23 protein-coding genes and 2 tRNA genes are annotated in these 22,676 nt (G+C 62.5%); 6 read left to right on the forward strand and 19 right to left on the reverse strand.

Annotated features, from left to right (window positions below; translation table 11 throughout):
• Nucleotides 1-46 precede the first annotated feature (46 nt).
• Nucleotides 47-122 (reverse strand) — tRNA-Ala (locus tag ACYQ6T_RS07025).
• Nucleotides 123-183: 61 nt separating this feature from the next.
• Nucleotides 184-274, reverse strand: a tRNA-Ser gene (locus ACYQ6T_RS07030).
• Nucleotides 275-339: 65 nt separating this feature from the next.
• Between ACYQ6T_RS07030 and ACYQ6T_RS07035 the strand changes: the two genes are divergently transcribed.
• Nucleotides 340-918 (forward strand): cob(I)yrinic acid a,c-diamide adenosyltransferase, encoded by a 579-nt coding sequence (locus ACYQ6T_RS07035; protein WP_459829264.1) that lies wholly within the window; start codon nucleotides 340-342, stop codon nucleotides 916-918.
• Nucleotides 919-983: 65 nt separating this feature from the next.
• On the opposite strand, the gene aroG is transcribed toward ACYQ6T_RS07035, so the two are convergent.
• From aroG to yjgA, 3 genes are read right to left on the reverse strand one after another with little or no spacing between them, the layout of a single operon-like run.
• Nucleotides 984-2,078, reverse strand: a complete 1,095-nt coding sequence (gene aroG, locus ACYQ6T_RS07040) for a 3-deoxy-7-phosphoheptulonate synthase AroG (protein WP_459829267.1) — start codon at nucleotides 2,076-2,078, stop codon at nucleotides 984-986.
• The gene (mog, locus tag ACYQ6T_RS07045) at nucleotides 2,075-2,683 is read right to left on the reverse strand and encodes a molybdopterin adenylyltransferase (protein WP_459829270.1); all 609 of its coding nucleotides are present in this window, start codon (nucleotides 2,681-2,683) and stop codon (nucleotides 2,075-2,077) included. Before mog ends, aroG begins: the two co-directional genes overlap by 4 nt.
• Nucleotides 2,680-3,234: a ribosome biogenesis factor YjgA gene (gene yjgA, locus ACYQ6T_RS07050; RefSeq protein ID WP_459829273.1), complete on the reverse strand. Its 555-nt coding sequence runs from the start codon at nucleotides 3,232-3,234 to the stop codon at nucleotides 2,680-2,682. The genes mog and yjgA overlap by 4 nt, the downstream gene beginning before the upstream one ends.
• Before the next feature lie 36 nt (nucleotides 3,235-3,270).
• Here yjgA and ACYQ6T_RS07055 point away from each other — a divergent pair, with 36 nt between their 5' ends.
• The 4 genes from ACYQ6T_RS07055 to ACYQ6T_RS07070 all read left to right on the forward strand — a co-directional run bounded on the left by ACYQ6T_RS07055 (nucleotide 3,271) and on the right by ACYQ6T_RS07070 (nucleotide 8,097).
• Nucleotides 3,271-4,617, forward strand: coding sequence for a metallopeptidase TldD-related protein (locus tag ACYQ6T_RS07055; protein WP_459829275.1), 1,347 nt, complete (start codon nucleotides 3,271-3,273; stop codon nucleotides 4,615-4,617).
• Between the two features lie 79 nt (nucleotides 4,618-4,696).
• Nucleotides 4,697-5,779, forward strand: a complete 1,083-nt coding sequence (locus tag ACYQ6T_RS07060; RefSeq protein ID WP_459829278.1) for a TRAP transporter substrate-binding protein — start codon at nucleotides 4,697-4,699, stop codon at nucleotides 5,777-5,779.
• 80 nt (nucleotides 5,780-5,859) lie between these two features.
• Nucleotides 5,860-6,396 carry a TRAP transporter small permease subunit gene (locus tag ACYQ6T_RS07065; RefSeq protein WP_459829281.1) on the forward strand — a complete coding sequence of 179 codons (537 nt, stop codon included), beginning with the start codon at nucleotides 5,860-5,862 and terminating at the stop codon, nucleotides 6,394-6,396.
• A 24-nt stretch (nucleotides 6,397-6,420) separates the two neighbouring features.
• Entirely contained in the window at nucleotides 6,421-8,097 is a 1,677-nt protein-coding gene (locus ACYQ6T_RS07070) for a TRAP transporter large permease (protein WP_459829284.1), read from the forward strand.
• A gap of 55 nt (nucleotides 8,098-8,152) precedes the next feature.
• Here the strand turns inward: ACYQ6T_RS07070 and trpE are convergent, their stop codons facing one another.
• The 9 genes from trpE to ACYQ6T_RS07115 all read right to left on the reverse strand — a co-directional run bounded on the left by trpE (nucleotide 8,153) and on the right by ACYQ6T_RS07115 (nucleotide 16,392).
• On the reverse strand, nucleotides 8,153-9,676 hold the full coding sequence (trpE, locus tag ACYQ6T_RS07075) for an anthranilate synthase component I (protein WP_459829353.1): 1,524 nt from the start codon (nucleotides 9,674-9,676) through the stop codon (nucleotides 8,153-8,155).
• Between the two features lie 27 nt (nucleotides 9,677-9,703).
• Complete coding sequence (locus ACYQ6T_RS07080; protein WP_459829287.1) at nucleotides 9,704-10,384, reverse strand: phosphoglycolate phosphatase; 681 nt, start codon at nucleotides 10,382-10,384, stop codon at nucleotides 9,704-9,706.
• Nucleotides 10,384-11,082 carry a ribulose-phosphate 3-epimerase gene (gene rpe, locus ACYQ6T_RS07085; protein WP_459829290.1) on the reverse strand — a complete coding sequence of 233 codons (699 nt, stop codon included), beginning with the start codon at nucleotides 11,080-11,082 and terminating at the stop codon, nucleotides 10,384-10,386. The genes ACYQ6T_RS07080 and rpe overlap by 1 nt, the downstream gene beginning before the upstream one ends.
• An 18-nt stretch (nucleotides 11,083-11,100) precedes the next feature.
• Complete coding sequence (locus tag ACYQ6T_RS07090; protein WP_459829293.1) at nucleotides 11,101-11,739, reverse strand: FHA domain-containing protein; 639 nt, start codon at nucleotides 11,737-11,739, stop codon at nucleotides 11,101-11,103.
• A gap of 13 nt (nucleotides 11,740-11,752) precedes the next feature.
• Nucleotides 11,753-12,712, reverse strand: coding sequence for an ornithine cyclodeaminase family protein (locus ACYQ6T_RS07095; RefSeq protein ID WP_459829296.1), 960 nt, complete (start codon nucleotides 12,710-12,712; stop codon nucleotides 11,753-11,755).
• A 105-nt stretch (nucleotides 12,713-12,817) separates the two neighbouring features.
• Nucleotides 12,818-13,714, reverse strand: a complete 897-nt coding sequence (sucD, locus tag ACYQ6T_RS07100; RefSeq protein ID WP_459829299.1) for a succinate--CoA ligase subunit alpha — start codon at nucleotides 13,712-13,714, stop codon at nucleotides 12,818-12,820.
• 28 nt (nucleotides 13,715-13,742) lie between these two features.
• A complete protein-coding gene (gene sucC / locus ACYQ6T_RS07105; RefSeq protein ID WP_459829302.1) occupies nucleotides 13,743-14,915 on the reverse strand; it encodes an ADP-forming succinate--CoA ligase subunit beta in 1,173 nt (390 codons plus the stop codon).
• A gap of 104 nt (nucleotides 14,916-15,019) precedes the next feature.
• Nucleotides 15,020-15,571: a DUF2889 domain-containing protein gene (locus tag ACYQ6T_RS07110; RefSeq protein WP_459829305.1), complete on the reverse strand. Its 552-nt coding sequence runs from the start codon at nucleotides 15,569-15,571 to the stop codon at nucleotides 15,020-15,022.
• Between the two features lie 56 nt (nucleotides 15,572-15,627).
• Nucleotides 15,628-16,392, reverse strand: a complete 765-nt coding sequence (locus ACYQ6T_RS07115; protein ID WP_459829307.1) for a Nif3-like dinuclear metal center hexameric protein — start codon at nucleotides 16,390-16,392, stop codon at nucleotides 15,628-15,630.
• A 14-nt stretch (nucleotides 16,393-16,406) separates the two neighbouring features.
• Between ACYQ6T_RS07115 and ACYQ6T_RS07120 the strand changes: the two genes are divergently transcribed.
• Nucleotides 16,407-17,534 carry a S1C family serine protease gene (locus ACYQ6T_RS07120; protein WP_459829309.1) on the forward strand — a complete coding sequence of 376 codons (1,128 nt, stop codon included), beginning with the start codon at nucleotides 16,407-16,409 and terminating at the stop codon, nucleotides 17,532-17,534.
• A 7-nt stretch (nucleotides 17,535-17,541) separates the two neighbouring features.
• Here ACYQ6T_RS07120 and ACYQ6T_RS07125 read toward each other — a convergent pair whose 3' ends face one another.
• From ACYQ6T_RS07125 to glyQ, 5 genes are all read right to left on the reverse strand, one after another.
• On the reverse strand, nucleotides 17,542-18,216 hold the full coding sequence (locus ACYQ6T_RS07125) for a TetR/AcrR family transcriptional regulator (protein ID WP_459829312.1): 675 nt from the start codon (nucleotides 18,214-18,216) through the stop codon (nucleotides 17,542-17,544).
• Between the two features lie 74 nt (nucleotides 18,217-18,290).
• Nucleotides 18,291-19,109, reverse strand: coding sequence for a lysophospholipid acyltransferase family protein (locus tag ACYQ6T_RS07130; protein WP_459829315.1), 819 nt, complete (start codon nucleotides 19,107-19,109; stop codon nucleotides 18,291-18,293).
• Between the two features lie 10 nt (nucleotides 19,110-19,119).
• Complete coding sequence (gene gmhB, locus ACYQ6T_RS07135; protein WP_459829317.1) at nucleotides 19,120-19,677, reverse strand: D-glycero-beta-D-manno-heptose 1,7-bisphosphate 7-phosphatase; 558 nt, start codon at nucleotides 19,675-19,677, stop codon at nucleotides 19,120-19,122.
• Nucleotides 19,674-21,767 (reverse strand): glycine--tRNA ligase subunit beta, encoded by a 2,094-nt coding sequence (gene glyS / locus ACYQ6T_RS07140; protein WP_459829319.1) that lies wholly within the window; start codon nucleotides 21,765-21,767, stop codon nucleotides 19,674-19,676. The genes gmhB and glyS overlap by 4 nt, the downstream gene beginning before the upstream one ends.
• Nucleotides 21,757-22,668, reverse strand: a complete 912-nt coding sequence (gene glyQ / locus ACYQ6T_RS07145; protein WP_459829322.1) for a glycine--tRNA ligase subunit alpha — start codon at nucleotides 22,666-22,668, stop codon at nucleotides 21,757-21,759. The genes glyS and glyQ overlap by 11 nt, the downstream gene beginning before the upstream one ends.
• Between the last annotated feature and the right edge of the window lie 8 nt (nucleotides 22,669-22,676).

Raw genomic sequence — 22,676 nt, forward strand, 5'->3', positions numbered from 1 at the left:
ATGTCCTAGGCCTCTAGACGATAGGGACGCAGCCTTAACCTCTTCGTGGTGGAGGTAAGCGGATTCGAACCGCTGACCCCTTGCATGCCATGCAAGTGCTCTACCAACTGAGCTATACCCCCCCAGCGCAGAAGAAGAATTATACCGACGCCAACGAACGTTGTAAACCCCTGCTCGTTTGCGTGGCGGAGAGGGCGGGATTCGAACCCGCGTCAGGGTATTACCCTGAACACGCTCTCCAGGCGTGCGGTTTAAACCACTCACCCACCTCTCCGTGAAGGCGGCATTGTAGCATACTCTTTTCGGGTACAATCGTCGAAACGGGATCTGGAAAACACCATGGGTTATCGCCTCAGCAAAATCTACACACGGACGGGAGACAACGGCACCACCGGTTTGGGTTCAGGAGAGCGCACAGGGAAAGATGACCCACGGATTGATGCGCTCGGCACCGTCGATGAGCTCAACGCCGTGTTGGGGCTCCTGGCGTGTGAGCAACTTCCTGATGATCTCGCCGCGTTGGTGATTCGCCTGCAACACGAACTCTTCGACCTGGGCGGCGAGCTCTGCATGCCCGGGATGACGCTCTTTCCGGAGCGCCGCGTCGACGACCTCGAAAACGAACTCGACCGACTCAACACGGAACTGAAGCCACTCAAAGAGTTCATCCTGCCCGGCGGGACGCGCGCTGCGGCATTGGCGCACCTTGCGCGCACCGTTTGCCGCCGCGCTGAACGAACTGTGGTTCATCTTGCGCGAAGCGAGCCTGAGGAGCGGTTGCGGCCGGTAATCGCCCGCTATCTGAACCGCCTCTCGGACCTCCTCTTTGTGCTCGCCCGCACCCTCAACGCCCGCGCCAACACGCCGGATGTTTTGTGGCAAAAACGGCTGGTGGCCCCGACGGCGAAAGAGGAATAATCACCCACGACCCGCCGGCAGCGGGGAAACCGCCTTACGGTTACCCGGTGGGCGGTTCCGCTCGGTCAGTCATCCTGCCGCGAAAGCAGCGCGCGGCGCAGTTGCACGGCGTGCGCAAGCCCCTCCAAGAGCGCGACCGTCTCTTCCCAGCCGATACAGGCGTCGGTGATGCTCTTGCCATATTCGAGCGATTTTCCAGGGATCAGATCCTGACGCCCCTCCTTGAGGTGCGATTCGATCATCACGCCGATGATCCGCTCCTCCCCTTGGGCCAACTGATCCCCGACTGCTTGCGCGACCTCGATCTGGCGACGGGGATCTTTGCGGCTGTTGCCGTGGGAGCAGTCGATCATCACACGCGCCGGCAAACCGGCTTTCGCCATCTCTTCACACGCCGCCTGGACACTTGCCGCATCGTAATTGGGCTCTTTACCGCCGCGCAAAATGATGTGGCCATCTTCGTTGCCTGCGGTGCTCACGATCGCCGAATGGCCCGCCTTGGTCACCGAGAGGAAATGGTGTGGCGCCTGCGCCGCCTTCACCGCGTCGATCGCGATCTTGACGTTGCCGTCGGTGCCGTTTTTGAACCCGACGGGACAGGAGAGTCCCGAGGCGAGCTCGCGGTGGACCTGGCTCTCGGTCGTGCGGGCGCCAATCGCCCCCCACGCGATCAAGTCGGCAATGTATTGCGGCGTAATCATGTCGAGGAATTCAGTCCCTGCAGGAACCCCCATCGCGGTGATCGCGCAGAGGAGTTTCCGGGCGATACGGATCCCGTCATTGATGCGAAACGACCCGTCGAGATAGGGGTCGTTGATCAACCCCTTCCACCCGACCGTCGTTCGGGGCTTCTCGAAATAGACCCGCATCACCACGAGGAGCTCATTGCGCCAACGCTCCGCTTCGTTTTTGAGCCGCTGGGCGTATTCGATGGCTGCCTCGGGGTCGTGAATTGAGCATGGGCCAACCACCACGATGAGACGATCATCGGCGCCGTGGAGAATGCGGTGGATCGCCTGACGCGCTTCGAAGGTCGTCTGCGCCGAGGTCACCTCCGCAGGGAATTCCCGCAGCACGTGAATCGGTGGAACGAGCTCCTGAATATCGCGAATGCGCGTGTCATCGATGTGAAAACGAACAGCAGAGCGGGGATTCATCATTCGGTTTTTCCCTGAGTGGGCGTGGATCGTTGCGCACTTTTCGGCCGAAAAGCGGGAATCACGTCGGGATCGGTCTCCAGATAGGGGCCACCGATGAGGTCGATGCAATAGGGGATCGCGGCAAAAATCCCCTTGTGACGCCAAGTGCCATCGTCCCAGCGCAACCCCTCGAGGGTCTCTTGGATCGCCTTGGGCTGGCCGGGGAGATTGACGATCAGGGTCTTGCCCCGCACCACCGCCACTTGCCGTGAAAGAATTGCTGTCGGGACGAAGTTGAGGCTGATCCTGCGCATCTCTTCGCCAAAACCGGGCAACTCCCGCTCCCCGACCGCCAGGGTCGCCTCAGGGGTGACGTCGCGCGGCGCCGGCCCCGTGCCCCCCGTGGTGAGAATCAAGCAACACCCCACCTCGTCGGCGAGGCTCACTAACGTCGCTTCAATCACCGGACGCTCGTCAGGAATCAGACGCGTCTCGGTGCGAAATGGGGTGATGAGCGCGCGCTTGAGCCACGCCTCAAGCGCCGGAATCCCTTTGTCTTCGTAGAGACCGCTTGAGGCGCGGTCGCTGATCGACACCAAACCAATCACGACCTCTTGCTCTGTCATCTGAGTAGCTCCCCTTCATGGTCTTGTAAAGCATCGTGCCGTTGCGGCAACGGCAACCGGAGATGGGCTTCGATTGCGCCGCGCAGTTCGCTCACCAGGCGGCGAAAGGGAGCGGCGTCAGCGGGTTCTGTCGCACGCCCACGCAACGCCTGACGACGCAACTGCCGCCAATGGGGCGCATCGGAGTCGGGAAAACGGGAGAGGAGTTCGCCCAAGAGCGATTCGTCGGCAAGAAACGCTTCCGCAAGCTGCTCCGCTTCCCGCTGGTGGCGGGCGTCCATGAGCCCCCCCGGCCGCAAGGCCTCGATAAGATTTTTGAGCGCCTCCAGCTCGTACGCCTGGAGGAGCCGTCCGACATACTGCATCTGCCGCCGGTAGGCTTCAAACTGCCCGGCAAGGCGTCGTGCTTCGGCAAGCGCCGCGGCGAGCTCGCGCGGCAAATCGAGCCACTCGAGCCGTTCGCGCGGCAGCGCCACCATCGCCTCACCGAGCACCTGCAGCTCGTGCATGCGCGCTTTGCGGCGGGTTTTCGAAAGGATCTCTGGTTCCATTATAGAATTATCGCAAATTTTCCGCGAGGATCGTCGATGAGTGAACTCCCCTCCTTGAACTCATGGCGCGCGCAGCTCGAAGCAATTGCGGTGGAGACTACCAAAATGGCGCGCCGCGCCGGTGCCGACGCGCAGGCAGTGGTCACCGACCGCGTTGGGCTCACCGCAACGGTTCGTAACGGCGCGATCGACACGATCGAATACCACCGCGAGCGTTCCCTATCGGTCACGGTCTATTGCGACGGGCGAACCGGTCATGCCGCAACCAGCGACCTCTCACCTCAGGCGATCGCAGCGGCAGTTCAGGCCGCAGTGGCAATTGCCCGACACACCGCGTCCGACCCCGCAGCGGGGCTTCCTGACCCCGAGTGGCTCGCGAACCCGCTTGAGGCGCCGTCACTCGACCTCTTCCACCCGTGGGCGATCGATGCCGAGCAAGCGGCGCACCTCGCGCGGCAGGTCGAAGAGGCGGGGCGGTCCTGCGCTGGAATCGTCAACTCGGAAGGGGCGAGCTGCACGACTGGCACCGAGGTGACTGCCACGGCCAACACCTTGGGTTTTTGCGGCACCACGGCGGAGAGCTATCACGCCCTCTCCTGCACCCTCCTTGCCGCGAGTGACGATGGTTCGCTCGTCCGCGACGGCTCATGGGCAAGCCGCCGCGCCGCAACGCTTCTGCTCGACCCTGAGCAACTGGGTTTAGAAGCAGCCGAGCGGACCCTGCGGCGCAGGAACGCCCGCAAGCTCCCCACCGGCCGCTATGCGGTCGTCTTCGAGGCCGAGGTGGCGCCAACGCTGCTCGCCCACTTCGTCGCTGCCGCAAGTGGCGGCGCCCTCTACCGCCGCGCCTCGTTCCTTTTGGAGCGGTTTGAGACACAGATCTTCCCCGAATGGTTTTCGCTCACGGAAGATCCGTGGCTTCCCCAAGGGTTCGGCTCCTGCCCCTTCGACGCCGAAGGGGTGCGGGTCGCCCCCCGCACCGTCGTCGATCACGGCCGCTGGGTTGGCCGCTTTCTGTCGACCTATTCGGCGCGGAAACTCGGACTTGCGAGCACCGGAAACGCGGGCGGCGCCCACAACCTGCTGCCCTCTGTCACCCACGAGTCGCTCGCGGCGCTTTTGCGCAGTGTCGACCGCGGGGTGTTGCTCACCGAACTCCTGGGGCACGGCGTCAATACCGTCACCGGCGAATACTCACGCGGCGCCGCCGGTTTCTGGTTTGAAGGGGGAGAGATCATCTACCCGGTCCATGAGATCACCGTAGCCGGCATGTTGCCCGAGTTTTTCGCCAACCTCGTGGGCGTAGCGCAGGACGCGCGAAGCGACCGCCGTTTTCGCCTCGGGAGCACCGCGATTGCTGCGGTGCAGATAGCCGGTCAATAAATTTTGCGCTATCATAAGCGGCGCTAACCGAACCACTCGGTTCGCTTGAATCAACCCATAGCACAGGAGGTCACTCATCATGGAACGTCGCCGTTTTCTCCAAGGGGCCGGGATCGCCGGCATTCTCGCTGCAGGAACCGCGCCAGCCGTCATTCACGCGCAGGAGGTGATCCGTTGGCGTCTCGCGTCGAGCTTTCCCAAATCACTCGACACCATTTTTGGCGCCGCAGAAGATTTCGCGAACGCCATCAAGCAGATGTCGGGCGGTAAGTTTGAAGTTCAAGTCTTTGCTGCAGGGGAGCTCGTTCCCGCGTTCGGCGTGCTCGACGCCGTCCAGCAAGGGACGATCGAACTCGCCCACACCGCACCCTACTACTTCTTCGGCAAAAATGAGGTCTTCGCGTTCGACTGTGCCGTGCCCTTCGGGCTCAACTCGCGGATGCTCACCGCCTGGATGTACGACGGCGGCGGTAACAAACTGATGAACGAGTTCTACGCGAAATACAACATCGTGAGCCTGCCGATGGGGAATACCGGCGCGCAGATGGGGGGTTGGTACCGCAAAGAGATCAAGTCGGTTGACGACATCAAAGGCTTGAAGATGCGCATCGGGGGCTTCGGTGGACGCGTGCTGGCCAAAGTTGGCGGCGTGCCGCAGAACATTCCGGGCGGTGAAATCTACCAAGCGCTCGAAAAGGGAACGATCGACGCCGCCGAATGGGTTGGCCCGTACGACGATCTCAAGCTCGGTTTCTACAAAGTGGCGCCTCACTACTACTATCCGGGCTGGTGGGAAGGGGGCGCCCAGCTCACCCTCTACCTCAACAAGGAGAAGTTCGCCGCGCTGCCCAAAGAGTACCAGGAGATGGTCCGTATGGCGGCGTCGCACGCCCACGTCATGATGCAGGCGAAATACGACGCCCGCAACCCCGAGGCGCTGAAACAGCTCATCGCCAACGGCGCTCAGCTCCACCGCTTCCCGAAAGATGTGATGGACGCCGCGTTCAAGGCACGCAACGAGGTTTATGCCGAACTCAACGACACCAACCCCGACTGGAAGAAGATCTACGGCGAATTCGAGAAGTTCCTGCGTGACCAATACGCCTGGTTCCGCCTCGCCGATCTGAGTTACGACCAGTACATGGCTTCAGTCAAGCTCTAATCCAACCCCTCTCCCCCCGCCGTTCCGCGGGGGGAGCCCTTCATTTCTTCTCTTTTCACCCGTGTGGAGGCAGCACAACGATGAAACCGCTCCTGGCGCTCTCGCGTGGCATCGACACCATCAACCGCACCTTGGGGCGAACCCTTTTGTGGTTGACCCTCATCATGACCCTCATCAGTGCCGTCAATGCGCTGGTACGCAAACTCTTCGACATGAGTTCCAACGCGTTTCTCGAAATCCAGTGGTATCTCTTTGCCGCAGTCTTTCTCTTGGGGTTGGGGTACGGTTTTCTCGAGAATGCCCACGTACGCATCGACTTGGTCGCCAACCATCTGTCGGATAAAACCCGCAACCTAATCGACGCGATCGGGATTATCCTTTTCGTCTTTCCCCTCTGCTATTTCATGGCGAGCTTTGCTTGGCCGATCGTCGTCCAAGCCTACGTCACGAGTGAGGTCTCGTCAAACGCTGGCGGGCTGATCCGTTGGCCCCTCTACGCGCTGGTCCCAGTGGGGTATGGGCTCCTGGCGCTTCAGGCCTTCGCCGAACTGGTGAAACGAATCGCGTTCCTGTTGGGTCACGGGCCCGACCCGTTGAAACAGTCTCCTTCCCACTAACCCCTGCGCACCGGAGTACTGGTCATGGCTCAATTTCTTGCTGCCCATTTTCCGCCGCTGATGTTTCTGGCGCTGCTCCTTTTTCTGCTGACCGGCTTTCCTGTCGCTTTTTCCCTTGCGTCGGCAGGTTTGCTCTTTGGTTTTCTCGGCATCCATTTCGGTATCTTCCCAGAGACCCTGTTCCATGCGTTGCCACTGCGCGTCTTTGGCATCATGCAGAACGAGACGCTGCTCGCGATCCCCTTCTTCACGCTGATGGGACTCATTCTGCAACGTTCTGGGATGGCTGAGGATCTTCTTGAGACGGCAGGGCAGGTTTTTGGTCCGATTCGCGGTGGTTTGGCGTTATCGGTCGTTCTGGTTGGGGCGCTTCTTGCTGCAACCACCGGTGTGGTGGCTGCTTCGGTCATCTCGATGGGGTTGATCTCTCTTCCAGTGATGCTTCGTTACGGTTACCACCGCGGCGTCATCGCCGGCGTGATCACTGCGTCGGGGACGTTGGCCCAGATCGTGCCGCCGTCGCTCGTCTTGATCGTGATTGCCGACCAGTTGGGCCGCAGCGTAGGGGATATGTACAAAGGGGCGCTCTTTCCGGCACTTGGCCTCATCGCCCTCTACCTCCTTTTCATCGCGGCGATCGCGCTCGTTCGCCCCCGCTGGGTTCCCGCGCTTCCTCCTGAAGCGCGCACCTTCCACGAAGCGAACGGTCGGAGCGGCTACCGTTCGCTGCTGGTCACGTTTTTGGCGATCACGGCGGCGTCGCTCCTCTTTGCCCAGTACTACGACGCGCTCCTCACCCAATGGAAAGGGCAGACCGTCACCACCCCCACTGACGCGAAAGTAGTGCTGGCTACCACCTTTGGCGCCTTCCTTGCCCTCGTATTGGCTGGAATCGATCGGGCGCTCGGGCACAAACTCCTCTCCCAGATGACCCACCGCGTGATCTTTGTGATGATCCCACCGCTCGTACTGATCTTCCTCGTCTTGGGAACGATCTTCATCGGGGTGGCGACGCCGACCGAAGGGGGGGCGTTGGGTGCGGTGGGGGCGATTGCCGTCGCACTCCTGCGCAAACGCTTTTCGTTGCCGATGCTCCGTGAGGCGCTCGAAGGGACGACGAAACTCTCGATCTTCGTGCTGGCGATTCTTCTGGGGTCAACCGTCTTCAGTTTTGTCTTCATTTCGGCAAACGGGCAGGAGTGGGTCAAAAGCCTCTTTGCCCACCTGCCCGGCGAGGCGTTGGGTTTTCTGATCTTTGTCAACGTCCTCGTCTTTATTTTGGGGATGTTTCTCGATTTCTTTGAGATCTCCTTCATCGTCTTGCCACTCCTCGCCCCCGTTGCCGAGCACTTGGGGATCGACCTCGTCTGGTTTGGCGTCTTGATCGGTGTGAACCTCCAGACCTCATTCTTGACCCCGCCGTTCGGCTTTGCCCTCTTCTACTTGCGGAGCGTCGCCCCGGCGAAACACTACACCGATCCGGTGACCCAAAAGACGATCGCACCGATCACCACGTGGGAGATCTACAAAGGGGTGATCCCGTTTATTCTGCTCCAAGTGGCGATGGTGGCTGCCGTAATGATCTGGCCGCAGCTCATCACTGCGAACTTAGACGCCGCCAACAAGGTGAATCTCGAAACGATCCAGATCCCCTTTGAGGGAACCGAAAGCGGCAGCTGGGGAGAGTCGAGCGAAAACTGACGTCCCGCGTGAGCGCGTTGCCCAGTGGGCAACGCGCTCTGTGGCCTGAAGGGGATCAGTCGAATTCGCCGCTCTGGACCCACTGCGCCGCTTTGAGCATCGCGAGCGCCTTGTTGCGCGTCTCTTGCCACTCGGCGTCGGGGTGGGAATCGGCAACGATCCCTGCCCCTGCCTGAACATGGACCTCTCCCTCTTTGACCACTGCGGTACGGATCGCGATCGCGAGGTCCATCTCCTGGTGAAACCCCAGATACCCTACTGCGCCGGCGTAGATGCCACGGCCGTGGGGTTCGAGCTCGTCGATGATCTCCAGCGCCCGCACCTTCGGCGCACCCGAGACGGTTCCCGCCGGAAAGGTGGCGCGAAGGACCGAGAGGAGCGACTCGCCCTCTTTCAGCACCCCTTCGACGTTGGAGACGATGTGCATCACGTGGGAATAGCGTTCGATCGCAAACGCTTCGGTGACCTTGACGGTGCCCGTTCGCGCCACTCGCCCGACGTCGTTGCGACCAAGGTCCAGGAGCTGCAGGTGTTCGCTGCGCTCCTTCTCGTCGGCCAGAAGCTCGCGCTCAAGGAGCGCATCCTCCGCCGGCGTCGCGCCACGGGGACGGGTGCCCGCGATGGGCCGGACGATCACCTTCTTCGCTTCGCCATCATCTTCGACGCGGACGAGAATCTCCGGCGATGCCCCCACGACGTGGAACGACTCGAAATTGAAGTAGAAGAGGTAGGGCGACGGGTTGAGTGAACGGATCGCCCGGTAGAGGGCAAGCGGTTCGCCGCTAAAGGGCTGGCTCATTCGCTGCGACAGCACCACCTGCATGATGTCGCCATCGACGATGTAGCGCTGCGCCCGCGCCACCGCCTCTTTGAACGCCGCTTCGGGAAAGCCAAAGGAGAGCGGAGCCGATTGCGCTGCGTCACCCCCCTCGTTCGCCGAGTGCCCCTCCCGCTCACCCCGCTCTCTGGGCCACTGGATCGGCTGACGGAGTTTGCGCTGGAGCTCCTCTAGCCGCTTCACCGCACGGCGGTAGGCGCCCGGCACACCAGGATCGGCATAGACCACCAGCGTCAATTTCCCGGTGAGGTTATCGACAATCGCGAGCTCCTCTGAAACGAGCAACAAGATGTCTGGGGTATGCAGTGGATCCGGTTTGGCGTGGGGGCTGCGGGCAAGCCGCGGCTCAATGGTGCGGATCGTCTCAAAGCCAAAGTAGCCGACAAGCCCGCCGATGAAACGGGGCAGCCCCTCGCGCGGCGGCGTTTTGATCCGGTTGAGATATTCGGCGATGAAATTGAGGGGGTCGCCGTAGTCACGCCGCTCGACCAGGCGGTTTCCGGTGAGGAGCAGCACTGTCCGCCCATAGACCTCGATCCGGCTCGGGGAAGAGAGGCCGATGAACGAATAGCGCCCAAACCGCTCCCCCCCCTGAACCGATTCGAGGAGATAGGTCCAGGGTTCGTTGGCGAGTTTCCAGTAGATCGAGAGCGGGGTATCGAGATCGCACACGATGGTGCGCGTCACCGGAATCCGGTTGTACCCCGCCTCGGCAAGCGCGTCGAACTCCTCTTCGGTCAGTGTCACAAGTCACCCTCTCCTCAACCACTAAGCCAAGAAGTTTATCACTTCCGGCAACTGGTCGAGGTAGGCGGTACATGGAACCTCTGAGATCGGTTGCCCTTCGCTGTAACCGTAGGTCACGAGAAAGACGGGCATCCCAAGGGCGCGGGCCGCCAAGGCGTCGTTACGCGAGTCACCGACCATCACCGCCGCGGTGGGTGAAACCCCGCCAAACTGGGCGAGTGCATGAGTGAGCATCGCCGGATCGGGCTTTTTTACGGGGAGCGTGTCGCCGCTCACGACCGTTGCGAAAAAGGGGGCGATGCCAAGTTTTTCCAAGAGCGGTAGGGTAAATTGCGCCGCTTTGTTGGTCACGACGGCAAGTTTCCGCCCCTCGTCGCGTAAAGCCGCAAGGGTCTCCCAAGCCCCCGGGTAGAGGCGGCTCTGCGCACCGTTCACCGCCGCGTAGTGGCGGCGAAAGGTCGTCTGTGCCCGCTCCAACACCTCCCGATCAGCCGCCTGAGCGCCGAGCGCACGGCGCACCAGCTCGTTGATCCCTTGACCGACAAAGGTGGCGATCTCTTCAAGGGTTCGTTGCGGCAGCCCCATCTCAGTGAGCGTGCGATTCGCCGCTTCCGCAAGATCGGGGAGGGTGTCGACAAGCGTCCCGTCGAGGTCAAAGAGCACCGCCTCCGCCCGATAACGGGTTGCCGGAACACTCGTCATCAACGCACCCCCGCGAGTGCGGCGCGGAACTGCGCGATCACTGTGTCGTAGCGGTTGGGGTCGCTCTCTCTCCCCGCGCCAAAGACCGCTGAACCGGCGACGAAGACGTCGGCACCCGCCGCGGCAATCGCGGCGATGTTGTCGACCTTGACCCCGCCGTCGACCTCAAGCCAGATGTGGCGTCCGCTCTCTTCGCGGTAGCGGTCGAGGATCTGGCGCGCCTGACGGAGCTTCGCGAGCGTCGACGGGATGAATTTTTGACCGCCAAACCCCGGGTTGACGCTCATCAAAAGGACGAGATCGACCTTGTCAAGCACGTGATCGAGCCAGACGAGCGGCGTGGCCGGGTTGAAGACGAGCCCCGCCTGGCAGCCGCAATCGCGAATCAGCGACAGTGTTCGGTCGACGTGTTCCGACGCTTCAGGGTGAAACGAGATGAGATTGGCACCCGCTTTCGCGAACTCCGGCACGAGCGCATCAACGGGCTTCACCATCAAATGGACGTCGATCGGCTTGTCGGTGTAGGGGCGGATCGCCTGACAGACCAGGGGGCCGACGGTGAGGTTGGGGACGTAGTGGTTGTCCATCACGTCGAAGTGGATCCAGTCGGCGCCCGCAGCGGCAACCGCGCGGACCTCCTCCCCGAGGCGGGCAAAATCGGCAGAAAGGATACTGGGGGCAAGCAGATGCGAGGTCATGGGAGACTCCTTGAGAGGTCAATGGGAAACCGGTTCGGAGAGCACGAGGAGCGTATGGTGGTTCCATTCGAGGTGATCTCCGAGGTGGAGAAGCGAGACACCCCTTGCGACCGCGCCATTGCGCCGCACCGTACTCTGCTCAGGAGCCACTAAGAGGAGCCGCAAACCGTCCCACACCAAGGTGGGCGCGTCGGGAGCGTCACCCAAGCGGGTCACCCGTTTGGTGATGCGCTGCCTTCTCCCGGTCTGTACTGAAACGAGTAGAGGAGCGGCGGGAAGAGGCGAGGGTTTTTCCCGCGGCTGCCAGGGAAATACCTGCGGAGCGGTGGCGAGGGCGCAAAAGTGGAGGCGAAAGGGGCCGATGCGGATTCTCTCCCCGACTTTCAGTTTGCCGCGGTCGATCCGCTCCCCATGGAGGAGCACGCCATTTTTGCTTCCCAGATCTTCAACGAGCAGTTCGTCGAAAAAGGGGGTAAGCATAGCGTGGCGGCCGCTCACCGTCGGGTCGTCGAGGACGATATCGTTGTCTGCGTCACGACCAATCCGGTAGAGGGGCAAAACGAGCGGCAGCCGCCAGAGGAGCGTCTCGCGATAAAAGAGCTCCAACGCCGCGGTGGGCGCGGTGCGCAAGAGATCGAGCGATAGGTTTGCCTCCACGCCGCGCCTCCGCTTAGTAGGGAAGCTCCTGCCCCAAACCGAGTGCTTCTGCCCGTTCGAGCACACGCGCAGCGACCGCAATATCCTGAATCGCCATCCCCTGGGACTCAAAGAGGGTGATCGCCTGCGCGTCGACTCGCCCCGGGCGGATTCCCGCAATCACTTCTCCGAGTTCTGCCCAGAGTCCCGGGCGGGTTCGCCCCTTCTCGAGTGCGGGAAGCAGATCACCCGCCTCTTTGAGAGCGACTTCGCGGCTATCGACGACGATCCGGTCAGCCCGAACGACCGCCTTCTCCGGGATCTCCTGCCGGGCAAGGCTATTGGAACCAATCGCGTTGAGGTGCATCCCCGGAGCGACCCACTCGCCATCGAAGACGGGAGTCGCCGAGGTGGTCGCGGTGACGACGACGTCTGCCCCGCGCATCGCCTCCTCAGCGCGCTCCACGGGGTAAGGGACCATCGCCACCTCCAATTCCGCCCCAAGCCGCTGGCAAAAGGCCTCGGCGTTGGCGTAGCGGCGCGCCACCACCCGGATCTCTTGCCACGAGCGAACCGCCACCGCAGCCCGCACCTGCCCCTCCGCCTGCCAACCCGCACCAAAGAGGGTGAGCACCGCGGCGTCTTGCCGCGCGAGGTGGCGAATCGCTACCCCACCGGCTGCCCCGGTCCGCATCATCCCCATCCAGTCGGCGGCAATCACCGCGACCGGCTCGCCCGTCGAGATGCGGTAGAGATGGACCCAGAAACGGGTCCCCTCACGCGTCGAGGTATAAACCTTGAATCCCGTCAGATCGAGAGACGGAACCGCCCCTTGCAGCAGGTGGGTGATCGATCCGGGCAACCGGACCCGTTGCCGGGGGAGGTCTACCAAAGCCCCTTCTGCATGCAACTTCATTACCTCTTCGACCGCCGCAACGGCTTCAGTCATTGTGAGGCACTGTTGGACTTCGCTTTCACTGAGATAGCGGGTCATGGTCGATTCCTCTAGTTGAGTTCGATCGTATCGTACCGCAGGCACGGTGTAAATAAAAAGCCAGTGAACCGGAGTTCACTGGCCTTGAATGACGGGAACGATCGCTTAGCCCAAGAGCTTTTTCATCAGTTTGCCCATCTCGGAGGGGTTACGGGTGACCGTAAACCCACACTCCTCCATGATCGCGAGCTTGGCTTCAGCGGTATCGGCGCCTGAGGAAATGAGCGCACCGGCATGCCCCATCCGCTTACCCGGGGGGGCAGTAACGCCCGCAACGAACCCGACGACCGGTTTTTTGAAGTGCTCTTTGCACCAGAGCGCCGCGTCGACTTCGTCCGACCCCCCGATCTCACCGATCATGATCACCGCGTCGGTTTCGGGGTCGTCGTTGAAGAGCTTCATGACGTCGAGGTGTTTGAGGCCGTTGATCGGGTCGCCGCCGATCCCGACCGCGGTCGACTGCCCGAGACCGAGCTCGGTGAGCTGCGCCACCGCTTCATAGGTGAGCGTGCCGGAGCGGGAGACGACGCCTACCCGCCCCTTCTTGTGGATGTGGCCCGGCATGATACCGATCTTCAGTTCGTCGGGGGTGATGATCCCCGGGCAGTTGGGGCCCAGGAGCAGCGTCTCTTTACCCCCCTGCGCCACTTTGCGCTTCATCTTGTTGCGCACGATCAACATGTCGCGCACCGGGATCCCCTCGGTGATGCAGATCACGAGATCGAGGTCGGCCTCAACCGCTTCCCAGATCGCGTCCGCAGCACCGGCAGGCGGAACGTAGATCACCGAGACGGTGGCGCCGGTCGCCTCTTTCGCCTCTTTTACCGTCGCGTAGATGGGAATATCGAAGATCTTCTCGCCCGCTTTGCGCGGGTTGACGCCGGCGACGAAACACTCGCGACCAAAGCCGTACTCTTGGCACTTTTGGGTGTGAAATTGGCCGGTTTTACCGGTAATCCCCTGGGTGATGACTTTCGTCTCTTTGTTGATGAGAATCGACATGGTGACTGTCCTTTGCTGTCCGGTTTCGTCAAGCGGTAGCGCCTTTGGCCGCTGCCACCACTTTTTGCGCCGCTTCGGCCATCGTTTCGGCCGAGATGATCGGCAGACCCGATTCGGCAAGGATGCGCTTGCCGATCTCCTCGTTGGTCCCTTTCATCCGCACCACGAGCGGCACATTGAGGCTCACTTCGCGGGCTGCGGTGACGATCCCTTCGGCGATCGTGTCGCACCGCATGATGCCGCCAAAGATATTGACGAGAATCGCTTGCACGCGCGGGTTTTTGAGCATGATCTTGAACGCCGCGGTCACTTTCTCGGTGGTTGCCCCGCCCCCGACGTCGAGGAAGTTTGCCGGTTCGCCACCAAAGAGCTTGATCGTGTCCATCGTCGCCATCGCCAGCCCCGCGCCATTGACGAGGCAACCGATGTTGCCGTCGAGCGAAATATAGGAGAGGTCGTACTTCGACGCTTCGATCTCATCGGGATCCTCTTCGTCGAGGTCACGGTAGGCGACGATCTCCGGTTGACGGAAGAGAGCATTGTCGTCGAAATTGAATTTGGCATCGAGCGCCTTGATGCCGCCATCCCCTTCGAGGATGAGCGGGTTGATCTCAGCAAGCGACGCGTCGGTCTCCATGTAGCACTGGTAGAGTTTTTTGAAGGTGTCCACCGCGGCCGGAATCGACCCTTCGGGAATGCCGATCCCTTGGGCGAGCGTCAGAGCCTGTTCGTCGGAGATGCCGTCGAGCGGGTTGATGAAAACCTTGATGATCTTCTCCGGGCTCTTTGCCGCGACCTCTTCGATATCCATTCCCCCTTCGCTCGACGCGAGCATCGCCACCAGCTGCGTTTTGCGGTCGGTGAGGACCGAGACATAGTATTCGTGGCGAATATCGGCTCCCTCTTCGATCAGGAGCCGCCGAACGATCTGCCCCTCAGGACCGGTTTGGTGGGTCACCAGCCGCATGCCAAGAATCTGCCCGGCAAGCGTTTCCACCTCAGCGAGCGACCGGGCAAGTTTGACCCCACCCCCCTTGCCCCGTCCCCCGGCGTGAATCTGCGCTTTCACCACCCAGACGGGTCCCCCCAGGCGCTTCGCAACTTCGACCGCCTCAGCGACCGAGAAGGCCGGCTCGCCCCGGGGTGTGCGGATGCCAAACTGGCGCAGGATCTCTTTGGCTTGATATTCATGAATCTTCATGGTTGCCCTTTTCTCTGATCCAAACACATCGCTGTGAGGACGCGACAAACGACGCCCCCCACTCCCTGGTTACTGGCGGCATCCATTCGCTACCGCCTCGATAATTATACCGCTTTGCCGCGAAACCATTTCGGATAGTACTGAGCCACCACGGGCGACGATTCAGTGTCGAGCGCGTGGCACTGGTCGAGGTGAAACGGTTTTTCGTCGCTCTCTTCGTTGTCGCGGCGAAATGTCGCAACAGTCTGCAATGCTGCGGTGGGAAGCGAGTAGAGCAGTTCCGTGATATGGGTACAACCCTGCACCCCGCGAAAGCGGTCATTGACCGCAAGGCGAAAACCCCGGAGGAGGTTGAGGCCCACCAGTGCCTCGTAGCGGGGGGTTACCGCTTCGCACACCCCAGTAAAAGGGACCCACCGGCTTTCAGCGTGCGCTTCACGGATGGTAAAGGTGTGGTCGAAAGCGATCCGTACGGTCATCTCATGAACCGGCGTTCCGGCCGGCCGGAGTCCCGAGGAGATCGGGTAGTCAACCGTCTTGACATCGACGAGCGTCGCTTCGAGTTCCCATAGACCGTCGCTGCGGGTGAATCCTTCGATGGTGATCGTCCGCCGATGAATGGGTCGGCGGGTCACGGTGTGCTCTCTTTCGTTCATAGGACATACGGTACCGTATTGAGACCGCGAATTATAGCGGTGGCAGAGCACTTCCCTCAAATCGGGCTCGGATCGTCAAAAAAGGTCACGGCAAGACCAAACTGCTCCGCCAAACGGGCACCCAGCGCCTGAACGCCGAACCGTTCGGTTGCGTGGTGTCCCGCCGCAAGGAGCGCGACACCGCTCTCGCGCGCAAGATGAACGAGCGGCTCGGAGATTTCGCCGGTGACATAGGCATCGGCTCCCCGGGCGACCGCTTCGAGAAAAAAGCTCCCCGCCGCGCCACTACACCAGGCGATACGGTGAACGGGACGATCGGGATCACCGATGACCAGTGGATCGTGCGCAAGCCGCTCAGTGAGGCGCTTCGCGAGGTCGGAAACCGTGGGGGTGGCTCCCTCCCACTCCCCCTCGCGCCATTCGCCGAGCGCGGCGAGCGACTGATCGCCAAAACGTTCGCGCACCATCCACCCCATCGTTTCCGCCCAAACGGCGTTGTTGCCCACCTCGGGATGGGCGTCGAGCGGAAGATGATAGGCGACGAGCGAAATGTCGTGGACGAGGAGCGGCCGGACCCGTTGCCGCTTGAGACCGGTGAGCGTCGGCTCCTCCCCTTTCCAGAAGAGGCCGTGATGAACCAGGAGCAGATCGACCCCCGCGGCGACCGCCGCGTCGATCGTCCGGCGGTTCGCCGTCACCGCCGTCATCACGCGCGTCACCGTCGCACGCCCTTCCACTTGGAGCCCATTTGGGCAATAATCGCGAAAGAGATGCGGCGTGAGCCACGCGTCCAGCGCCGCAGTCACTTCTTTCAAGTGCATCGTCAGGTTCCCTCATGAGCGCTCGTCGTCTGCTGAACATTATCGCGTACACCGTTTTGGCTGTCACCACGGTGGGGTTTGTCCTTGCCCATCTCAAACCGCAATGGTGGTTCGCGCGCGAGTCGGTCGTTGTCGTCGAACGGACAGCTCCCGAAGCAACTCCCTCATCCGACAAGGACTTTCGCCGCGCCGCACGCGCCGGTCTTGAGGCGGTGGTGGCGGTACTCCCTGACGCGCAAGCGCCGCAACCCCTCGAACGGCTGCTGCCGCCGAACCATCCCTCCCTTCCGGAGGGGCTTCCGAGCGAGATGGGCTCGGGCGTCGTGGTGAGTGACGACGGGCTGATCGTCACCAACGCCCATGTGGTCGAAAAGAACGACACCGTCACCGTCCGTTTCGCCAACCGCTTCGAAGCAGCAGCCCGAGTGATCGGGCGTGACCCGGAGACCGATCTCGCTGTGTTGCGGCTCGGTGAACTTCCGCAAGGGGGCGTCGCCCCGCTCCCCCTCGCCCCTGACGACAGTTACGCGGTGGGCGACGTGGTGCTGGCCGTCGGTTACCCCTTTGGCGTGGGGCAGACGGTGACGATGGGGATTATTTCGGCGCTCGACCGCACGGAACTGGGCATCTCCACCTTTGAACAGTTCATCCAGACCGACGCAGCGATCAACCCGGGGAACTCGGGGGGAGCGCTCATCGACACCCAAGGGAGGCTCGTCGGCATCAACACCGCGATTTTTTCCCAAACGGGCGGTAATTTGGGGATCGGTTTCGCGATCCCTGGCCGCGTGGTCCGTCCCGTCATTGCCGCGCTGGTCCAGGATGGTCAGGTCCGGCGCGGGTGGCTGGGGGTGCAGCTCGAGCCCTTGCCGGCACGGCAAAGCACCGCGCTTGGGGGGGCGCCGGGCACGGGGGTCGTCGTTGCAGCGGTTCTACCCGGTTCTCCCGCCGAAAAAGCGGGAGTCGCTCCGGGCGACGTGATCATGGCGATCAACGGAAATGCCATCACCTCGATCCGCGAGGCGCTCGACCGCGTCGCCGCTACGCCGCCAGGGAAAGCGCTCACCCTTGAGCTGCAACGTAACGGCCGGCAGATCACGCTCCACACCATTGCCGGCGAACGGCCGCCGCTGACCGATTGACCCTTTTTCAGAACTGCGGGAGCGGCGCACGCAACCCGCCGATCAAGAAGCTGATCAGCCGCTCACGCAGGTGGTCGAGGTTGCGGTCGTCGAACTGTTCGCCGGCAAAGAGCTGGAGCGCATCAACCCCGGCAATCGCGTAGGAAACCGCCCCCAACATGAAGTGGAACCGCCAAAGGATCTCTTCGTGGGGGACATCGGGGACACTCGCGTAGAGTGCCTGGAGGTAGCGGTCGAGCACGTCACCATATTCGGCAGCAAGGACCCGGCGGACAAACGCCGACGGGTCGGTGAGCGTGCGCCCCAGGAGCCGCAGGAACGCTTCGCCGTTCGGTTCGCGCGCAAGGTCAAAAAGGGAGCCGAAAAAGGCTTCGAGGATGCGGCTCGGTCGCACCGCCTTCCCCAGCTGCTGCGCCTCCATCTGCAGCTGTTCGAGCCGTTGCCGCCGCAGCTCGTTGAGCCAGACGAGGCGGCGACGGAAGATCTCTTCGATGAGCTTCTCTTTACTGCCAAAGTGGTAGTTGACGGCAGCGAGATTCACCCCTGCCGCCGCGGTAATCATCCGCATCGAAGCACCATCGAACCCGTGTTCGGCAAAGAGGGCTTCGGCGACATTGAGAATGCGCTCGCGGGTATCTGCCCCTGCCAACTGGGCCATTTCGACCGATCGCGGTTTTGCCATGTCGAGGACGCCGTTTCAAACGATTGTTCCAATCATCGCACAGAAGGGGGATTTTGCCAACGCTGCTCCCCCTCTCATTCGCGATAGTGCCACGGGAAACGGCGGCGCATCTCCCCTTCGATCCACGCCTCGGTCTCCTCGATCACCTCGTCGGCGGTGCGTCCTGAGGTGGCGATTGGCGGACCGATCACGAAGAGGACATCCCCCGGATAGCGGATAAAAGCGTTGCGCGCCCACATCTCCCCGGCATTGTGGACGATCGGCACGACAGGAACCTGGGCCTCGACCGCGAGTTTTGCTCCGCCCCTCTTGTAGCGGCGGGTCGCTCCCACCGCAACCCGTGTCCCTTCGGGGAAGATCGTCACATAAAAGCCCTGCGCGAGCCGCTCACGGCCAATCGCGACCACCTGTTCGATCGCGTCCCGTCCGACGCTGCGGTCGATCGGAATCATCGGACAACTGCCGATGCCCCAACCAAAAAAGGGGATGCGAAGCAGCTCCTTCTTGAAAACAAAGACCATCGGCGCGAGCGTCGCAGGCAGAACGATCGTCTCCAGCGCCGACTGGTGCTTCGCCAAGATCACTGCAGGATCGCGCGGAAAATGGTTCAGTCCCTCGTAGTGCCAGCGAATCCCCAAAATCCACCGAATCCCCCAGCTGATGATCACCGCCCAGCGGGAGATCAGGTAGTAGCGCCACTGCGGCGAGAGGGGTCGCACGGTGAGGGCAAAGAGGGAGTAGGGGGCGGTGACGAGCGCCAAATAGAGGAGAAAAATTGCCGAGCGAAGAGCGGCCCACCAAGTCGGACAGGGGCGCCGACCGGATTGAAAGCCCGGGGGGGGCGGGGAGGCCTTCGCGCGATAAGCAAATCGGGAAGGGATTTGCCAGCCCACTGTTCCCCCCTTACCGCCGCTGCGCGCTTTCGGCGATCAGCGCTTGCGCCACCGCCATCAGGTCAGCGACGATGCGCGTCCCGGGAGGAAGCTCGGCGCCCGATTCCTGCTCCGTCTGCGCGCCGAAGCCGGTGCGAACCAGCCACGGCTGGGCGCCGATTGCCGCGGCCGCTTGCAGGTCGCGCAGTCGGTCGCCGACGACCGGCACCCGCGCGGGATCGACACCAAACCGCTGGGTAATCGCACGCAGCATCCCCGGTTGGGGTTTGCGGCAGTCGCAGCGCTGCTCTTCAGCATGCGGGCAGAAGAAGATCGCCGCAATGCGCCCGCCCGCTTCAGCCGCCTTCTTGATCATCCGATCGTGAATCGCGTTCATCGTGTCGACAGGAACGAGCCCGCGGCCGATCGCCGACTGGTTGATCGCCAGCACCACGCGCCACCCCCATTGCGTGAGGAGCGAAATCGCCTCGATCGCGCCAGGGAGCGGCACCCAATCTTCGGGTCCCCGGAGAAAAGGGGGGCGCGGTTCGTTGATCACCCCGTCGCGGTCGAGCACGATCACCTTCATACCGCAAGCACCGAGAGGTCGGCCACCTGGTCGAGGGCGCGCTTGAGTCGCGCGAGCAGCGCCAAGCGGTTGGCACGCAGCAACGGCTCCTCGGTCAGGACCAACACTTTGTCGAAAAAGGCGTCGATCGGCGCAGCGAGCTCGACCAGCACCGCCAACGCGTCGGCGAACGCCTCGTTCGCAATGTACGACTCCAGGTAGGGTTCAATCCGCACCAACGTCTCAAAAAGGGCCCGCTCCTCTTGTTCAGCGAAAAGGGCGACATCGACCGGCGCGTCAGACGACTCCGTTTTTTTGAGGAGGTTCACGACCCGTTTGCGCGCCGCAGCGAGCCGCTCCGCCTCAGGGCGTGCGGCAAGGGCAGCGAGCGCCTCGATGCGGGCGATCACGGTATCGACCCGCTCGGGCGCGACCGCCAAAACCGCGTCGATCTGTTGCGCGGGGTAACCCTTCTCGCGCAACCAGTAGCGCAACCGGTCGTCACAGAAAGCACGCAACTCGGCGACGACGTCGCGCGTGCCCGCCACTGCCCGCACTGCGTCAGGCTGAAGACGGTAGGCGGCTTCCAGGAGCGCGTTGAACGGCAGCGGCACGGGGATTTCGATCATCATGCGGAGCACCCCCAAAGCTGCGCGCCGCAACGCGAAAGGATCCTTCTCCCCGGTCGGCGTCTCGCCGAGGGCAAAGAGCCCCGCGAGGGCGTCGAGCTTATCGGCCAACGCGACGATCGTGCCGGTGAGGTGCCGGGGGAGCGTATCCCCCGCAAAACGGGGCTTGTAGTGGTCTTCGATCGCTTCGGCAACCTCCACCGGTTCGCCATCGGCAAGCGCGTAGTACCGCCCCATGACCCCTTGCAGTTCCGGAAATTCGCCGACCATTTCGGTGACGAGGTCGCACTTCGCCAAACGGGCAGCCCGCGCTGCGAGCGTCGGATCGATCCCGAGGCGGCGGGCAATCTCGGTAGCAAGCGCCTCAAGGCGGGCGACCCGTTCCGCGAGGGTACCGATTCGGTTGTGGTAGACGATCTCCGCCAAGCGCGACAGTCGGCTTTCGAGCGTCGCCTTGCGATCCTGATCGTAAAAGAAGCGCGCGTCGGCAAGACGCGGGCGGACGACCCGTTCGTTGCCGCGGATGATCGCGCTCGGGTCGGGAATCCGCATATTGGAGACGATCAGGAAACGGTTAGTGAGGCGCCCCTCGCGGTCAAAGAGCGGGAAATATTTCTGATTGGCACGCATCGTGAGGATCAGACACTCCGGCGGCACCGCAAGGAACTCCTCGGGGAAGTGGCCGAGATAGACTGCGGGGTACTCAACAAGCGCTGTCACCTCGTTGAGCAGTTCCGGGTCGTCACGAAGGTGCGCTCCAGCCTCCTCGGCGGCGGCCGTAAGCAGCCGAGCGATCTCGGCGCGGCGCGCGGCAAAATCGGGAATCACCTTCCCTTCGGCAAGAAGGGTCGGCTCATAGGCGTCGGCGTGGGCAAGGGCAATCGCGCCGCGACTGAGGAAGCGGTGTCCCAACGTCTCCCGGCCACTGGGCAACCCCAAGACCTCCCCCGGCACGACCTGGTCGCCCCAGAGCATCACCAGCCGGTGCACCGGGCGGACGAAACTCTCTTCCCCAGCCCCCCAGCGCATCCGCTTCGGAATGGGCAGCGCGGCGAGCGCCTCACCCACCCAGGTCGCCAACCGGTCGAAGAGGCGCGCCCCGGGAACGGTCTCCTCGACAAAGAGCTGCTCGTCGTTCCCCTCCCGCGCGCGGATCAGTGTCGCGGTGGCAAGCGTCATTCCTTTGGCCGCCAGACGCTTCTCGAGTGCCGCGGTCGGTTTCCCCTCCTGATCGAAAGCGACGCGCACCGGCATCAACCGCACCCGCTCCGTGCGATCCTCCCCATTTTCGGCTACCGCTTCGACCCAAAGGGCCAAACGGCGGGGAGAGGCAAACCAGCGCCACGGGGTCTTCTCTGCAACCAGCTGCGCCTGCTGCAAGCGGTGAACGACGCCGCTTGCGAACGCCTCGCCCAGCGTAGGGAGCGCCTTTGGCGGCAACTCCTCGGTGACCAGTTCGACGAGCAACGCTTCACGCCGCATGGCTCGCCTCCTTCGCCAGCAACGGAAAACCGAGCGCCTCACGACTCTGGTAGTAGGCCTGTGCCACGGCCCGCGCCAGAACGCGGATCCGCCCGATATACCCCGCCCGCTCGGTCACCGAGATCGCCCCGCGCGCGTCCAGGAGATTAAAGGTGTGTGCCGCTTTGAGGACCATTTCGTACGCGGGAAGCGGCAGCGCGGCGGCCATCAGCCGTTTCGCCTCCGCCTCGAAATGGTTGAACAATTCAAAGAGTAGGGTCACGTTGGCCTCTTCAAAGTTGTAGCGCGACTGCTCCACCTCGTTCTGATGGAAGACGTCGCCATAGGTGATCCGCTGACCGTTCGGCACCACCGACCAGAGGAGGTCATAGACATTCTCCACCCCCTGGAGGTACATCGCGAGCCGCTCGATGCCGTAGGTAATCTCTCCGAGCACCGGCCGACAGTCGAGCCCCCCCACCTGCTGGAAGTAGGTAAATTGGGTCACCTCCATCCCGTCGAGCCAAACCTCCCACCCCAGCCCCCACGCTCCCAGGGTGGGATTCTCCCAGTCGTCCTCGACGAAACGGATGTCGTGGCGCTTGAGATCGATCCCCAGCGCCTCGAGACTGCGCAGATAACGCTCCTGGATATCCAGAGGACTCGGCTTCAACACTACCTGAAACTGGTAGTAGTGCTGCAAGCGGTTGGGGTTTTCGCCGTAACGCCCGTCTTTGGGGCGACGCGACGGCTGGACATAAGCTGCGTACCATGGCTCCGGCCCGATCGCGCGGAGAAAGGTCGCGGTGTGGGAGGTCCCGGCACCGACCTCCAGGTCGTAGGGCTGGAGCAACACGCACCCCTCTTGGGCCCAGAAGGTCTGGAGCTTCAGGATGATCTCTTGGAAAGTGGGAACATTCATCACGTGCT

Source organism: Hydrogenophilus islandicus (assembly GCF_054657095.1).

Bases quoted from the DNA above. Each gene is read 5' to 3' on its own strand.
- ACYQ6T_RS07035 (WP_459829264.1), top strand. From the start codon at position 340: ATGGGTTATCGCCTCAGCAAAATCTACACACGGACGGGAGACAACGGC.
- aroG (WP_459829267.1), bottom strand. From the start codon at position 2,078: ATGATGAATCCCCGCTCTGCTGTTCGTTTTCACATCGATGACACGCGC.
- mog (WP_459829270.1), bottom strand. From the start codon at position 2,683: ATGACAGAGCAAGAGGTCGTGATTGGTTTGGTGTCGATCAGCGACCGC.
- yjgA (WP_459829273.1), bottom strand. From the start codon at position 3,234: ATGGAACCAGAGATCCTTTCGAAAACCCGCCGCAAAGCGCGCATGCAC.
- ACYQ6T_RS07055 (WP_459829275.1), top strand. From the start codon at position 3,271: ATGAGTGAACTCCCCTCCTTGAACTCATGGCGCGCGCAGCTCGAAGCA.
- ACYQ6T_RS07060 (WP_459829278.1), top strand. From the start codon at position 4,697: ATGGAACGTCGCCGTTTTCTCCAAGGGGCCGGGATCGCCGGCATTCTC.
- ACYQ6T_RS07065 (WP_459829281.1), top strand. From the start codon at position 5,860: ATGAAACCGCTCCTGGCGCTCTCGCGTGGCATCGACACCATCAACCGC.
- ACYQ6T_RS07070 (WP_459829284.1), top strand. From the start codon at position 6,421: ATGGCTCAATTTCTTGCTGCCCATTTTCCGCCGCTGATGTTTCTGGCG.
- ACYQ6T_RS07080 (WP_459829287.1), bottom strand. From the start codon at position 10,384: ATGACGAGTGTTCCGGCAACCCGTTATCGGGCGGAGGCGGTGCTCTTT.
- rpe (WP_459829290.1), bottom strand. From the start codon at position 11,082: ATGACCTCGCATCTGCTTGCCCCCAGTATCCTTTCTGCCGATTTTGCC.
- ACYQ6T_RS07095 (WP_459829296.1), bottom strand. From the start codon at position 12,712: ATGACCCGCTATCTCAGTGAAAGCGAAGTCCAACAGTGCCTCACAATG.
- sucD (WP_459829299.1), bottom strand. From the start codon at position 13,714: ATGTCGATTCTCATCAACAAAGAGACGAAAGTCATCACCCAGGGGATT.
- sucC (WP_459829302.1), bottom strand. From the start codon at position 14,915: ATGAAGATTCATGAATATCAAGCCAAAGAGATCCTGCGCCAGTTTGGC.
- ACYQ6T_RS07110 (WP_459829305.1), bottom strand. From the start codon at position 15,571: ATGAACGAAAGAGAGCACACCGTGACCCGCCGACCCATTCATCGGCGG.
- ACYQ6T_RS07115 (WP_459829307.1), bottom strand. From the start codon at position 16,392: ATGCACTTGAAAGAAGTGACTGCGGCGCTGGACGCGTGGCTCACGCCG.
- ACYQ6T_RS07120 (WP_459829309.1), top strand. From the start codon at position 16,407: ATGAGCGCTCGTCGTCTGCTGAACATTATCGCGTACACCGTTTTGGCT.
- ACYQ6T_RS07125 (WP_459829312.1), bottom strand. From the start codon at position 18,216: ATGGCAAAACCGCGATCGGTCGAAATGGCCCAGTTGGCAGGGGCAGAT.
- gmhB (WP_459829317.1), bottom strand. From the start codon at position 19,677: ATGAAGGTGATCGTGCTCGACCGCGACGGGGTGATCAACGAACCGCGC.
- glyS (WP_459829319.1), bottom strand. From the start codon at position 21,767: ATGCGGCGTGAAGCGTTGCTCGTCGAACTGGTCACCGAGGAGTTGCCG.
- glyQ (WP_459829322.1), bottom strand. From the start codon at position 22,668: ATGAATGTTCCCACTTTCCAAGAGATCATCCTGAAGCTCCAGACCTTC.